This window comes from Paraburkholderia nodosa DSM 21604, from assembly GCF_000519185.1.
Classification (GTDB): domain Bacteria; phylum Pseudomonadota; class Gammaproteobacteria; order Burkholderiales; family Burkholderiaceae; genus Paraburkholderia; species Paraburkholderia nodosa.
In genome coordinates this window covers 150,815-163,243 of the sequence record NZ_JAFA01000009.1, presented here as the reverse complement: position 1 = coordinate 163,243, position 12,429 = coordinate 150,815, and the positions used below count along the sequence as shown (strand labels likewise).

General features: G+C 64.0%; 13 protein-coding genes and 1 pseudogene. 9 read left to right on the top strand and 5 right to left on the bottom strand.

What is annotated here, in order from left to right; translation table 11 throughout:
• The first annotated feature begins 8 nt into the window (after nucleotides 1-8).
• The 3 genes from A3CW_RS0115470 to A3CW_RS46405 all read left to right on the top strand — a co-directional run bounded on the left by A3CW_RS0115470 (nucleotide 9) and on the right by A3CW_RS46405 (nucleotide 4,229).
• Nucleotides 9-1,967 carry an aconitase family protein gene (locus A3CW_RS0115470; RefSeq protein ID WP_028204385.1) on the top strand — a complete coding sequence of 653 codons (1,959 nt, stop codon included), beginning with the start codon at nucleotides 9-11 and terminating at the stop codon, nucleotides 1,965-1,967.
• Between the two features lie 48 nt (nucleotides 1,968-2,015).
• Nucleotides 2,016-3,470: an MFS transporter gene (locus A3CW_RS0115465; RefSeq protein WP_028204384.1), complete on the top strand. Its 1,455-nt coding sequence runs from the start codon at nucleotides 2,016-2,018 to the stop codon at nucleotides 3,468-3,470.
• A 126-nt stretch (nucleotides 3,471-3,596) separates the two neighbouring features.
• Nucleotides 3,597-4,229, top strand: a complete 633-nt coding sequence (locus tag A3CW_RS46405) for a lytic transglycosylase domain-containing protein (protein ID WP_051481481.1) — start codon at nucleotides 3,597-3,599, stop codon at nucleotides 4,227-4,229.
• A 405-nt stretch (nucleotides 4,230-4,634) separates the two neighbouring features.
• On the opposite strand, the gene A3CW_RS0115455 is transcribed toward A3CW_RS46405, so the two are convergent.
• The 3 genes from A3CW_RS0115455 to A3CW_RS0115445 form a co-directional block, all read right to left on the bottom strand.
• Nucleotides 4,635-5,006 carry a hypothetical protein gene (locus A3CW_RS0115455; protein ID WP_028204383.1) on the bottom strand — a complete coding sequence of 124 codons (372 nt, stop codon included), beginning with the start codon at nucleotides 5,004-5,006 and terminating at the stop codon, nucleotides 4,635-4,637.
• A 398-nt stretch (nucleotides 5,007-5,404) separates the two neighbouring features.
• Complete coding sequence (locus A3CW_RS46400; protein ID WP_051481480.1) at nucleotides 5,405-6,019, bottom strand: GNAT family N-acetyltransferase; 615 nt, start codon at nucleotides 6,017-6,019, stop codon at nucleotides 5,405-5,407.
• A 35-nt stretch (nucleotides 6,020-6,054) separates the two neighbouring features.
• Complete coding sequence (locus A3CW_RS0115445; RefSeq protein ID WP_245623654.1) at nucleotides 6,055-6,600, bottom strand: universal stress protein; 546 nt, start codon at nucleotides 6,598-6,600, stop codon at nucleotides 6,055-6,057.
• Nucleotides 6,601-6,638: 38 nt separating this feature from the next.
• Here A3CW_RS0115445 and A3CW_RS46395 point away from each other — a divergent pair.
• Nucleotides 6,639-6,959, top strand: a pseudogene (locus tag A3CW_RS46395) (helix-turn-helix domain-containing protein); the annotation flags it as partial.
• A gap of 17 nt (nucleotides 6,960-6,976) precedes the next feature.
• Here A3CW_RS46395 and A3CW_RS0115435 read toward each other — a convergent pair.
• Nucleotides 6,977-7,960, bottom strand: coding sequence for an aldo/keto reductase (locus A3CW_RS0115435; RefSeq protein WP_028204381.1), 984 nt, complete (start codon nucleotides 7,958-7,960; stop codon nucleotides 6,977-6,979).
• 142 nt (nucleotides 7,961-8,102) lie between these two features.
• Here A3CW_RS0115435 and A3CW_RS0115430 point away from each other — a divergent pair, with 142 nt between their 5' ends.
• The gene (locus A3CW_RS0115430; RefSeq protein WP_028204380.1) at nucleotides 8,103-9,023 is read left to right on the top strand and encodes a LysR family transcriptional regulator; all 921 of its coding nucleotides are present in this window, start codon (nucleotides 8,103-8,105) and stop codon (nucleotides 9,021-9,023) included.
• Between the two features lie 188 nt (nucleotides 9,024-9,211).
• The gene (locus A3CW_RS0115425; RefSeq protein WP_028204379.1) at nucleotides 9,212-10,528 is read left to right on the top strand and encodes an ATP-binding protein; all 1,317 of its coding nucleotides are present in this window, start codon (nucleotides 9,212-9,214) and stop codon (nucleotides 10,526-10,528) included.
• Nucleotides 10,529-10,574: 46 nt separating this feature from the next.
• Here the strand turns inward: A3CW_RS0115425 and A3CW_RS0115420 are convergent, their stop codons facing one another.
• On the bottom strand, nucleotides 10,575-10,940 hold the full coding sequence (locus tag A3CW_RS0115420; protein WP_028204378.1) for a cupin domain-containing protein: 366 nt from the start codon (nucleotides 10,938-10,940) through the stop codon (nucleotides 10,575-10,577).
• Between the two features lie 235 nt (nucleotides 10,941-11,175).
• Between A3CW_RS0115420 and A3CW_RS0115415 the strand changes: the two genes are divergently transcribed.
• Genes A3CW_RS0115415 through A3CW_RS0115410 form a run of 3 tightly spaced genes read left to right on the top strand, consistent with a single transcriptional unit; the run spans nucleotide 11,176 to nucleotide 12,426 of the window.
• The gene (locus A3CW_RS0115415; RefSeq protein WP_028204377.1) at nucleotides 11,176-11,559 is read left to right on the top strand and encodes a GFA family protein; all 384 of its coding nucleotides are present in this window, start codon (nucleotides 11,176-11,178) and stop codon (nucleotides 11,557-11,559) included.
• A complete protein-coding gene (locus tag A3CW_RS50970; RefSeq protein ID WP_081771679.1) occupies nucleotides 11,556-11,738 on the top strand; it encodes a hypothetical protein in 183 nt (60 codons plus the stop codon). The genes A3CW_RS0115415 and A3CW_RS50970 overlap by 4 nt, the downstream gene beginning before the upstream one ends.
• A complete protein-coding gene (locus A3CW_RS0115410; protein ID WP_028204376.1) occupies nucleotides 11,683-12,426 on the top strand; it encodes a response regulator in 744 nt (247 codons plus the stop codon). The genes A3CW_RS50970 and A3CW_RS0115410 overlap by 56 nt, the downstream gene beginning before the upstream one ends.
• Nucleotides 12,427-12,429 lie beyond the last annotated feature (3 nt).

Genomic DNA, 12,429 nt, shown 5'->3' with positions numbered 1-12,429 from the left:
GAAATTGGATGGCAACCCTGGAATTGACTGGCCGCGTACTGTTTCTTTGCAATGACCCGGTGCAGGTCGAGCGCCAATTGAATGGCGCCGCTCTGGAAGGCGTCACGCCGGACGCATTGAGAGACGACGTCTCGACCGACGAGATCACGCCGATGAGCGTGCTCACGCGCTTCGACGATCGCCTCGGCCGCGTGCCCTATCTTGGTTTTCAGGCCGGCGGGCGCAATCCTGTTGGTATGGATTCCGTACGAAATGGCGGATTCAGCGTGACCGTGGCCGGGAATCGCTACGGCAAGGGATCGTCGCGCGAGCACAGCCCGCTGGCCGAATACCGTGCAGGCATCCGGCTCGTCATCGCGCGCAGTTTCGAGCGCATCTATCGACAGAACGCCGACAACATCGGCCTGTTCACCTCGACGGACTTCGGGTTGATCGAGCGCATCCGGCGCGGCGAACCGATCGACATCGAAGAGCTGGTTGCCTCCCGCGACGGCCTTGCGGCTTCGATTCTGCGCAGCGGCGGGTTGTTGAAATACGGCGCGCAATGCATGCGGCAGATCGCGCATGCCACGCAGCGAGCGCAGAACGCGCCGCTCACGTTCGCACAGAAAATCCTCGAACGCCATGTATTGCGCACGGAGCACACGGGCGAGTCGCTCACGCCGGGCGCGGGCATTTTCGTGCGCGCGGACTGGCGTTTCATCCACGAGTACTACACGGGCATGGCGGCGCATATGCTGCATGCCGCGTTCGGCAAGCCGCTTTCGCTGCACGATCCCGAAACCATACTTACGTTCGAAGACCATCTTTCGTATTCGCATAAGAGCGATCTGCATGTGCGCAATGGACTGCTGCCCGATGTGCGTGAGCTTTCGGCTGCGCACCGGCAATTCGCGCACGACTATGGCTTGCGCAATCACGGCTATTTGAGCGAGCTGGATGGCGGCATTCGCGAAGGCTCCGAAGGCATTTCGCACGCGATGATGGCCGAACGCTATGCCCTGCCGGGGCAGCTCGTCGTCGGCACCGATTCGCATACACCGCATAGCGGGGCGCTCGGGTGTCTCGCGTTCGGCGTGGGTACGACCGACATGGCGAATGCGTTCGTAACCGGCGCGGTGCGCATGACGGTGCCGCAGTCGCTGCGCGTGAATTTCCACGGCCCTGTTCCTCGAGGCGTGACGGCGAAAGACCTCGTGCTGCATCTGCTCGCGCAGCCCGCAATTCGCGCCGGCGCAGGCGTGGGAAAGGTGTTCGAGTTCGCCGGCTCCGCGATCGCGCAATCGAGCACCGACGAGCGTACGACGCTCACCAACATGGCGGCGGAACTGGGTGGCTTCACGGGCATCGTCGCGCCCGATGGAGAAACAGTGCGCTTTTTGCGGGAGCGGCGCGGCATCGAATTCGCCTTCGAGCCGTGGATGTGCAGCGACCCGGACGCCGCGTATGCCGAAGTCATCGACATCGACTGCGCGCGCCTCTCGCCGATGCTCGCCGCGCCTGGCGACCCCGGCAACGGCGTTGCACTGCATGACCTCGAAGTGCGTCCGCGTATCGACATCGCCTATGGCGGCTCGTGCACGGCGGGCAAGCGCGAGGACTTCGACCACTACCACGAAGTGCTGGCATGGGCGGCGGCGCACGGCCTGCGCGTGCCCGCGGACGTGAAGCTCTACCTGCAGTTCGGCACGTCCGACGTGCGCGACTATTGCGTGCAGCGCGGCTATATCGAGGCCTTCGAGCAGGTTGGCGTGATTCTCCTGCAGCCCTCATGCGGTGCGTGCGCCAATTGCGGACCGGGGGCCTCCGTCGACGCGGGCCAGGTCACGATCAGCGCGATCAACCGCAATTTCCCGGGGCGCTCGGGGCCTGGCCGTGTGTGGCTCGCGAGCCCGCCGACGGTTGCGGCGAGTGCGCTCGCGGGGGAGATCGCCTCGTTTGACGAATTGAAAGCGCGATATCCGTGAGCCACGTGCCACGAATCATTGATGCCAACTACTACATTGGAGACAAACATGGCCATTCTGGAGGGCGCGGCGAATCTGCGCGCCGCTGACCATGGAACACCCGCTGATGCGAACGCGGTTGCCGACGGCAGTGCGCAGTACGGCGCGATATCGGCCCGTCTCGACCGGCTTCCGGCCACGCGCGCGGTCTGGAAGCTGATCTTGCTGCTCAGCCTCGGATTCTTCTTCGAACTGTACGATCTGCTCTTCACCGGTTATGTCGCGCCGGGCCTGGTCAAAAGCGGCATTCTCACTTCGACCACGCCTGGCCTCTTCGGCACTTCGGGCGTGGCGAGTTTCATTGCCGCGCTGTTTTGCGGCCTCTTTCTCGGCACGGCCGCGTGCGGCTTCCTCGCGGACCGCTTCGGGCGGCGAGCCATCTTCACGTGGTCGCTGCTGTGGTACGTCGCGGCGAACACGGTTATGGCCTTCCAGGATACGGCGAGCGGCCTGAACCTTTGGCGTTTCATCTCGGGAGTGGGCATAGGCGTCGAACTGGTGACCATCGGCACGTACCTCTCCGAGCTAGCGCCCAAACACCTGCGCGGCAGAGCGTTCGCCGTGTGCCAGGCGATCGGCTTTTCGGCGGTGCCCGTCGTGGCGTTTCTTTCGTGGCTTCTAGTGCCGCGTGCGCCGTTGGGGCTCGATGGATGGCGCTGGGTCGTGCTGCTGGGCGGTATTAGCGCGCTCTTTGTCTGGTACTTCCGGCGCAATCTGCCCGAGAGTCCGCGTTGGCTCGCGAGCAAAGGCCGCACCGAAGAAGCCGATGCGGTGCTGGCGGACCTCGAAGAAAAGGTTGCGCGGCAATACGGAGCGCCACTGCCTGCAGTCGGCCCGGCCGACCCGGTGCCGCGAAAAGCAGGATTCGCGGACATGTGGAAACCGCCATACGGCAGACGCACCGTTATGCTCATCGTCTTCCATATCTTCCAGACAGTGGGCTTTTACGGCTTCGCGAACTGGGTGCCCACGCTGCTCGTGAAGCAAGGTATTACGGTCACGTCGAGCCTCATGTACACCACGGTGATCGGTCTTGCCGCGCCGCTGGGACCGCTGCTCGGCTACTGGATTGCCGACCGCTTCGAGCGCAAGCATGTGATCGTCGGTATGGCGGCGATCAATATCGTGAGCGGGTTGCTGTTCAGCCAGGCGTCGGCGGCGGTCGCGATCGTGACGCTCGGCGTGCTCCTGACGCTCGCCGGCAACATCATTTCGTTCACCTATCACACATACCAGCAGGAGCTTTACCCCACCGCCATCCGTGCGCGTGCCGTGGGCTTCGTCTATTCGTGGAGCCGGCTCTCGGCGGTGTTCAGTTCCTTCGTCATTGCCTTTACGCTCAAGGAGTTCGGCGTGACAGGCGTATTCGTTTTCATAGCGGGGGCGATGGCGCTCGTGATGGTGTCCATCGGCTTGATGGGGCCCCGCACGCTCGGCAAGTCGCTGGAGAGCATTTCGCATTGAGCGATCCCCGCTTTCTACCCAGGCATGTTTACGCAATTTTTTCGTAAGAGAGCCACCTTTTTCTGAAATTGTTCGGTCGACCGGCGTAGCCTTCCAAGGAGTTTGATCAGTAAAGCGCTAACGCATATGAACAACAATCCCGGTGATCGGCGAGGCGCTCGTTCGCATGGCCTTCGCGCTCTCGTTCTGGCGGCGATCCTGGTGGGTGGTTCGCTCAGTGGAACGACCTATGGCGCCGACGCATCGGTCGTTGCGCCGCCCGAGCCAGCCTACGACGCCGTCCCACAGGGCATACCGACAGCCGAAGACATCGCGACGATGTTGAACGTGCGGTTTCATATCGGCCTGCACGATGCGCTGAGAATCGGTGAGGCGGTGCTGCAAGCCGCACGACGCGACACGATCTCGCCGATTCTGCTGCTCGCCGTCATCGCCGTCGAATCGAATTTCAACCGCTTCGCCGTGAGCGTCGCCGGCGCCAGGGGGCTCATGCAGATCCTGCCGTCGCAGCACAGGGATGTTGTCCTTCATGCTTCGGATCTGACCGACGCGGGCACCAACGTCAGCATCGGCTCGTCGATCCTGCGCGACTATATCGAGGCGTCCGACGGGGACGTTCATGACGCGCTTCTGCGCTATAGTGGTGGCGCTAAAGACTACCCGCGGCGCGTGGCCGATCGCGTAAGCGTGATCAAGACGGCATTCCCCGGCGAGCCGCGTATTCCGGCATCCGAAGCGGCGGCGCAATTCAAGTATTGACGCTTGCGTGGAGGTACAACAACCATGATTCAGCCAACTGCTCACCTTACTGAACCCATCCTGTCCGCGGACTCGTCCGTATGGTTTTCGGCGTATCGGTTCGGGTGGGGATATTGCGCTTATTCACTGCCTTGTGAGGTGGTTTGTGAAAAGCTCGGTGCGACGGACGAGTCCCCGAAACAACTCATGCTGGCATTTGCGCTCAATAAATCGAGGCTTGTTCGCGTAATCGAGCGTCGATATCCTCTACTAGTCAACGAGCGGATCACGCTGGCAGCCGCCGATCTCTGAGTGCGTTCTGGCTGGCTCGCCAATATAGACCCGACTGATCAGGGCGAATCCCCCGGGACTCTACGTCAACGGGGGCTTCGCTTTTGCCAGTTGCAGTTCGTTCATCCGCTCGCACTAACGGCGTTGCATCTTGATGACGCGCGACACCTGCGCGGACGTCAATCCACATTTTTGCACATACGGCGCGCAGGAAGGCGGGGTGACGAAGGACTCGCCCGCAGCAAACAGGCCTGCAAACCGGTACGAGTCGGTGTCCGTCTTGATGAATACCGGGATGGCATCGCGTTGTGCCGAGAGCGTTCGCCCCGCCGCATTCGCAGAAGCACTGCTGTTGCAGATGATGACATCCGGCGCTTGCGGATTGAGGTCCGTCCGCAAACAGGCGGCGACGACCTTTCCGTTCTTCGTGGGAAGAAATGCCTGCTTGTTGCCACCGCAGACCTGGTGAATGAATTCGCGAGTGTAGTTCTTGTTAATTTCAAACATGGAAAAAGCTCCTGAATCGACTGCTGTTGATTTCCACTCGGGGTATGGCCGAGCGGAATGAGGGTCCTTTGCGTATTGCAGTGACGTGCGAACCGATCGGGTACGAGCCGACGGCTGATCAACCGCAATCGCGGTGTTCAGATAACAATGAGGGTCACGCGGAAATGCTGCCGGGACGCGCACCGTTCGCCTGCTGGCAAGACGGTGGCTTGAGGAGAAAGCTCAGACGTCTTGTCTGTCAGGCAAGGAACAACCAGGGGGGCGAGGACATCGGATGTTCATGGAACATCTCCGTATTGGATTACCGCAATATTTTAATGCGCTATCTTTTTGCGGCAAGTAAAAAGAGCGTAAAGCCGTTCACAGGATGGTGAATTCAGTGCCGCTCTATATATGCGTTATCGGTCGTGCTGCAAGCGACGGCTAGCGTGCGACGCAGGCGCATGCCGCCAGCCAATTAAGGTAGGACGACTGAGTACGGCGCTGTCATCGGCACACCCAGGGAAGTGGACCGTATCGACGAGCCTGAACCCTAACGTATGGTAGAAGTCGAGAAGGCTGCCCGCGGCAACTGGGGTATCGAGAGCCAGTTGCGCATACCCCAGGGCTGCTGCCCACCGATTGGCAAACGACAGTAGTGCCCGGCCAATGCCCAGGTGTTGCCAACGCGGATCGACACCGTACCGGTGAATCGTTGCAACGTCCTGGCGCCGGTAGTGGCGGCAGGGTGAGGAGAGGTTAGTCCCCTCGATGGTCAGCGTTCCCACGAGCTGACCCTTGCACGCGGCGATAAAGCACGCCTCTGCTTTCGCGCTTCGCCGCCGGCCGGATTCGCGGCTTGCGTAGTAGCTGCTAATTTCCTCTTTCCTGTCGAGGCTGGAAGCGGCGCTGCGAAGCAGCTTCGCAATCAGTTCCGATGAATCGTGATGGATGTCGAACCGGCGGATCTGGAGCCGGACCATTTCAGATGGATCCAGGCTGAGCCATTCGTCGTGTTCTTCTGTTGCGATCATGAATGAATTGGTTTTGGAGTAAAAGAGCCGGTGCCTCAATGCAGCAGCGTGACGGGCGTTGCGCGCAGACGCCAAACCTTCATGAGCATGCCGAGCTTGCGTAGCATGCCGAGATGGCTGGCGTCGACGACGACGATGTCGGCATGTCCGCTTTCAACGCAACGGGACACGCTTCGCACGAACGGGCCGCAAATATAGCTCGATGTGTAGGGCACCCCGGCATCGTCGAGAATCGCGCAGGTTTCGCTGAGCGCGTGGCTCAGGTGACGCTGACTTTGTTCGCGTAGCTCGTCTTCCGACCAGAACGCGCTGGTGCGCTCGATGGTGACGTCTTCAAGGACTTCCAGGATCTCGACTTCAGCCACGCAATGTTCGGCGAACAGGAAAGCACTGTGACGGGCCGCCTCGGCCGCGCCACGCGCGTCAAAAATGGGAATCAGTATTTTCAGCACGTTCGCTCTCGCCAGAATGGGGCTCAGCGTTGCCGCGTGAGCACGGAAGCACGGAGATCGATCGAGTGATCGCCTTCGTACAGCGTAGAACGAAGCCCGTAAACATGGTGCAAAAAGATGGTGCTTCACGGCATGGCGCATGCGCCGCTCGCCGTGTTGAGCGCGCTAAGCGTCTTGCGTGGCAGGCGCGCGAATGGGGGCGCACGCATAGCGTGCGCCAGGTGGAGCGGCGCATCAAGGCGTACAGCGGGCGTTCGCTGCGCGAGTGGCACTCGCTCGTGAAGGCCGAAGGTGCGTATTTCGCGGCCACGGAGCGCCTCGTCAACGGTCAGGCCTTCGACTGGGCGGCGTTCGCCCAGGACGAAGGCTTCGCGGATCAGGCGCACCTGAGCCGAACGACCCGCCGCATGACCGGCTTCTCGCCCACCGACTTCGCACAGCGCTATGTCGAGGACGAGTCGTTCTGGATGTACCGGTTGTGGGTGTGAGCCGGCGCGCGCGCAGGCTAGCGATCCACCCGCTGCTGCCACTGGGCCGGATAGCGGTCGCCCACGACCTGGATCTCGTTGAGCGCCGCTTCGATGGCGGCGAGATCACCGGCGCTCAACTCGACACTGGCCGCGCCCACGTTCTCGTCGAGCCGGGAAAGCTTCGTGGTGCCAGGAATCGGCACGATCCACGGCTTTTGCGCGAGTAGCCAGGCCAGCGCGATCTGCGCGCGCGTCGCGCCTTTGCCGTCGGCGAGGCGGCCAAGCACGTCGACCAGCCCCGCGTTGGCCTTGCGGTTTTCCTCCGTGAAGCGCGGCACCATGGCGCGGAAGTCGCTCTGGTCGAACGACGTGCGCTCGTCGATCGCGCCGGTCAGAAAGCCCTTGCCGAGCGGGCTGAACGGCACGAAGCCGATGCCCAGCTCCTCCAGAACCGGCATCACCTTGTGTTCCGGCTCGCGCCACCAGAGCGAATATTCGCTCTGCAGCGCCGCGACGGGCTGCACGGCGTGGGCGCGGCGGATGGACTGCTCGCCCGCTTCGGAAAGGCCGAAATGCTTGACCTTGCCCTCGCGGATCAGGTCCTTGACCGTGCCGGCCACGTCTTCCATGGGCACGTTCGGATCGACGCGATGCTGATAGAACAGGTCGATGCGGTCGGTCTTCAGGCGCTTGAGCGACGCCTCGGTCACGGCGCGGATGCGCTCGGGGCGGCTGTCCATAGGCTTCTTCGAGTCGCCGTCCTGAAAGCCGAACTTCGTGGCGATCACCACCTGGTCGCGAATCGGCGCGAGCGCCTCGCCAACCAGTTCTTCGTTGACGAAGGGCCCGTAGACTTCAGCCGTGTCGAAGAACGTGACGCCACGCTCGAACGCCGTGCGGATCAGGCGGATCGCGTCGTTCTTTTCGGTGGCGGGCCCGTAGCCGAAGCTCAGGCCCATGCAGCCAAGGCCCAACGCGGAAACTTCGAGGCCGTTCTTGCCGAGTGTGCGCTTTTGCATGTCTTGCTCCTGTTTGTGTGAACTGAAATGACCGGCGCTCCCATTCGCGCGGGAGCCGTCTTCTACCCGACCGAGTGTAGGTTGCTGCACACTGCTCAACAATCCCGCTAAACTTGCATGGGGTATTGAGGAAAATTCACAAATGGTGCGCACCGGCTTATCTGAACTGACGGCCTTCGTGACGATCGCCGAGCAGCGCAGCTTCAGCGGCGCAGCGCGCGTGCTGGGCGTTTCGCCTTCCGCGCTCAGCCACACCGTGCGCAACCTCGAGGCGAAGCTCGGCGTGCGCCTCCTGAACCGCACCACGCGCTCCGTGGCGCTGACCGAGGCGGGCGAGCAACTGCTCAGCCGCGTGCGGCCCGCCATGGCCGATCTCGAAGACGCCGTGAACGACGTCGCGACCGCGAGCAACCGGCCTTCGGGATCGATCCGCATCAGCGCCTCGGAATCGGGGGCGCGCCCGCTCATTCGCCATGTGCTGCCGGGGTTCCTCGCCCGCTATCCGGACATCCGCGTTGAATTCGTGGCGGACTCGCGGCTCGTGGACATCGTGGCCGGCGGGTTCGACGCCGGCGTGCGCGTGCTCGAAGACGTGCCGCGCGACATGATCGCCGTGCGCTTCACGCAGGACATGCGCTTTGGCGCGGTGGCCTCGCCCGCGTATCTGGCGCAGCATGCGCCGCCGCGCGCGCCGCACGACCTGGAGCACCACCGCTGCATCCGCTTTCGCTTCGAGAGCGGCGCGCTGTTCCGCTGGGATTTCGCGCACCGCGGCAAGAGCGCCAGCATCGACGTGGACGGGCCGCTCACGCTCGGCAATCTCAACCTGATGGTCGAGGCGGCGCTCGCCGGGGTGGGCGTGGCCTGGGTGCCGGAATCGCTCGTGGCCGACCATGTGGCCGCCGGGCGGCTCGTCCACCTGCTGCCCGAGTGGGGGCCGGTGTTTTCGGGGCTCTGCCTTTACTATCCGGCCAATCGCCATCCGCCCGCGGCGCTGCGCCTGTTCGCGCAGGCCGTGCGCGAATGGGCCGATGCCGCACCGCAGCGCAAGCCGCAAACGTGAAAGGACGCGATGAATCGAACGGGCCTGCAATGTATTGTGTCCCGCGCCCGCGCCGATACAGTGAGATACAAAGCCTCTCGCGGCATGCGGTATAAACCCATCATTCCCTGCACACGGAGTCCGAACATGCACGCCGATGGATTTGCGGTCCGCCGCCGCACACCGCTGGTTTCGCGGGCGGCGCGGCAATGAGCGCGCTGCACTGGCCGCGCACGCTGTTCGCGCGCCTCGCCCTGATCCTTTGCGTCGGCCTCGCGCTCGCGCAGGGGCTGTCGTTCAAGCTCACGATGACCGAGCGCAACGACGCCACCGCGACCATGATGACCGATTACATCTCGCGCGAAGTCGCCATCTCCGTGGCGCTGCTCGACCACCTGCCCGCGGCCGAACGCGCGGCGTGGCTGCCGCAGCTCGCGCGGCGCACCTATAGCTTCATCCTCGGTCCCGGCACGCCGGGCGAGCCGCCCGAGGCGAGCCGCTCGAAGAGCGTGGCCTCGGCCATCGCGGCGGGCCTCGGCGACAAGTACGCGCTCACGACCAATTCGGTGCCCGGCAAGCGCGAACGCCTGCAGATCCACCTGCGGCTGTCCGACGGCTCGCCGCTCACCATCGACTACCGCCCGGGTCCCGCGCTGCCCTTGTCGGGCTGGCTGCCGGCTGTGCTCGTGGCCCAGCTCGTCGTGCTGGCGGCGTGCTGCTGGTTCGCGGTGCGCACCGCCACGCGGCCGCTGCACGAACTTGCGCGCGTGGCCGACGCGCTCGGCCCGGACCTGAAGGCGGAGCGCCTCGAGGAAGAAGGGCCCTCCGAAGTGGCGCGCGCGGCGCGCGCGTTCAACGCGATGCAGCAGCGCATCTCCGCGCACGTGGCCGAGCGCATGCAGATTCTGGCGGCCATCTCACACGATCTGCAGACGCCGATCACGCGCATGCGGCTGCGCGTGGACCAGATGGACGACGAAGCGCAAGCGGGCAAGCTCGCGCAGGACCTGCACGAGATGGAGCAACTGGTGAAGGAGGGCGTGGCCTACGCGCGCACGCTGCACGGCACCGGCGAAGCGCCCGCCCGCGTCGACCTCGACGCGCTGCTCGACAGCCTCGTATGCGACTACGTGGATGCGGGCTCGCCCGTGACCTTCGAGCGCCGCCTGAACGTGGCGATCGTCACGCGCGTGCAGGCGCTGCGCCGCATCGTCGGCAATCTCGTCGACAACGCGCTGAAGTACGGCAGCACCGCGGCCATCGAGGTGAGCGCGTCGCCGCAGGACAAGACCGTCACGATCTCGGTGCTCGACAGCGGCCCCGGCATTCCCGAGGAAGCGCTCGAAAAGGTATTCGAGCCGTTCTACCGGCTCGAGACCTCGCGTAACCGGGGCACGGGCGGCACGGGCCTGGGCCTCGCGATCTCGCGCCAGCTCGCCGTGGCGATGGGCGCGCAGCTCACGCTGCGCAATCGGCCCGAAGGCGGACTGGAAGGGCGGCTCGTGCTGGGCGGCGCGCAAGCGTGACAGGCGGCGCGCCATAAGCGCCCGGTCGTGTGAGTCAAGCGCTCACTCAAGCGAGCGGAATGAACACGTTGAACTGGCCTTCCTCGGGGTGGCGCGAGCGATGGCCCTTGCCCACGGTGTCTTCGCACAGCACGACCGTGCCCGGTTCGCAGTGGCGCGTGTCGCCGTCGCTCGTTTCGAACTCGACCCAGCCGGTCATCCAGATCACGAACTGACGAACCGGCGTGGTGTGCCAGTCCGCCTCCTTGAGGCCCGCCGGCACCCAGCCAAAGCGCACCGCCTTCGCCGGCTCCCACGTCGAGAGGTAAATGGGCGGGATGTTGGGAAATAGCTCAAGCGGGGTGAGCGGGATATCGATGTCCTCGAAATGGGACTCACCCTGGGCGTCGGCATAGATTCGCAGACATTTCATAGGGATCTCCTGGAGCCGTTCTCTCAGTTTCGCTCGCTATCAGCTTGCGAGCATAAACAATGCCGGTTTGTTGCGGGCCGGCTGCGGTCATTGCCGGCCGTTTCAGGTCGATATGCTGCGCGCCGAATCTGCGCTAGCGCACATTGTCGTCCCGAATCGGGCGGCGCGGTTCCGGTTTGTACGCGGCACGTAGCAAGTTCAATCACCCAACGAAATCAACCGAGCGGAGAGCAAGATGAGCACGTCGACGAACACGACCAACTGGAAGGGTTCCTGTCATTGCGGTGCGGTACAGTTCGAAGTCCACACGGCGATCGAGCCGGCCGGGCGTTGCAACTGCAGCCTGTGCCGGCGTAAGGGCGCGCTGATGAGTCCGCCGTTCGAGGGCGGCGAACTGACGATCCTCGCGGGCGAAGACGCGCTCACTCTGTATCAGTTCAACACGCGCGTGGCGAAGCACTTTTTCTGCAGGCACTGCGGCATTTATCCGTTTCACCAGACGCGCAGGGATCCGGCGCGCTGGCGCGTCAATCTCGGCTGCCTGGAGGGCGTGGACGTCTACGCGCTCGAAGCGTCGGTTGCCGACGGTGCTAGTCTTTCCCTGGTGGAGGACGCATGAAACGCCTGCTCGCCATCCTGTTCTTCGCGGCGAGCGGCCTGGCTGCGGAGATCGCGCATCCGGTGTACTGTTCGTGCATTGCCGAAACCCGTTCACGCCTCGCGCGCAAGGAGAAAAACACCAATGACGGAAAAGATGGATCACGTTCTGGTCGTCGACGACGATCGCGGCATACGTGAACTGGTCGGGGCCTACCTCGAAAAGAACGGCATGCGCGTGTCGCTGGCCGCGAACGGGCGCGAAATGCGCTCGCTGCTGGAGGGCGGCGCGCCCGACCTGATCGTGCTCGACCTCATGATGCCCGGCGACGACGGGCTCGTGCTATGCCGCGAGCTGCGCGCGGGCAAGTTCCGCGCCGTGCCCGTGGTGATGCTCACTGCGCGCAACGAAGAGACGGACCGCATCGTGGGCCTGGAAATGGGCGCCGACGACTATCTGCCCAAGCCCTTCGCCGTGCGCGAACTGTTCGCGCGCATCCGCTCGGTGCTGCGCCGCACACGCATGCTGCCGCCGGGCATGGAAGTGAGCGAGGCGGCGCAACTGCTCGCGTTCGGCGACTGGCGGCTCGACACGACGGCGCGGCATCTGCTCGACGCCGAGGGCACGATCGTCGCGCTGAGCGGCGCGGAATACCGGTTGCTGCGCGTGTTTCTCGACCATCCCCAGCGCGTACTGACGCGCGATCAGCTGCTGAGCCTCACGCAAGGCCGCCAGGCCGATGCGTTCGACCGCTCGATCGACCTGCTCGTGAGCCGGCTGCGCCAGCGCCTGCGCGACGAGGCGCGCGAGCCGCGTTACATCAAGACGCTGCGCAGCGAGGGGTACGTGTTTTCCTCGGCGGTCACCACGGTCGAAGCGCCGGAGTAACGC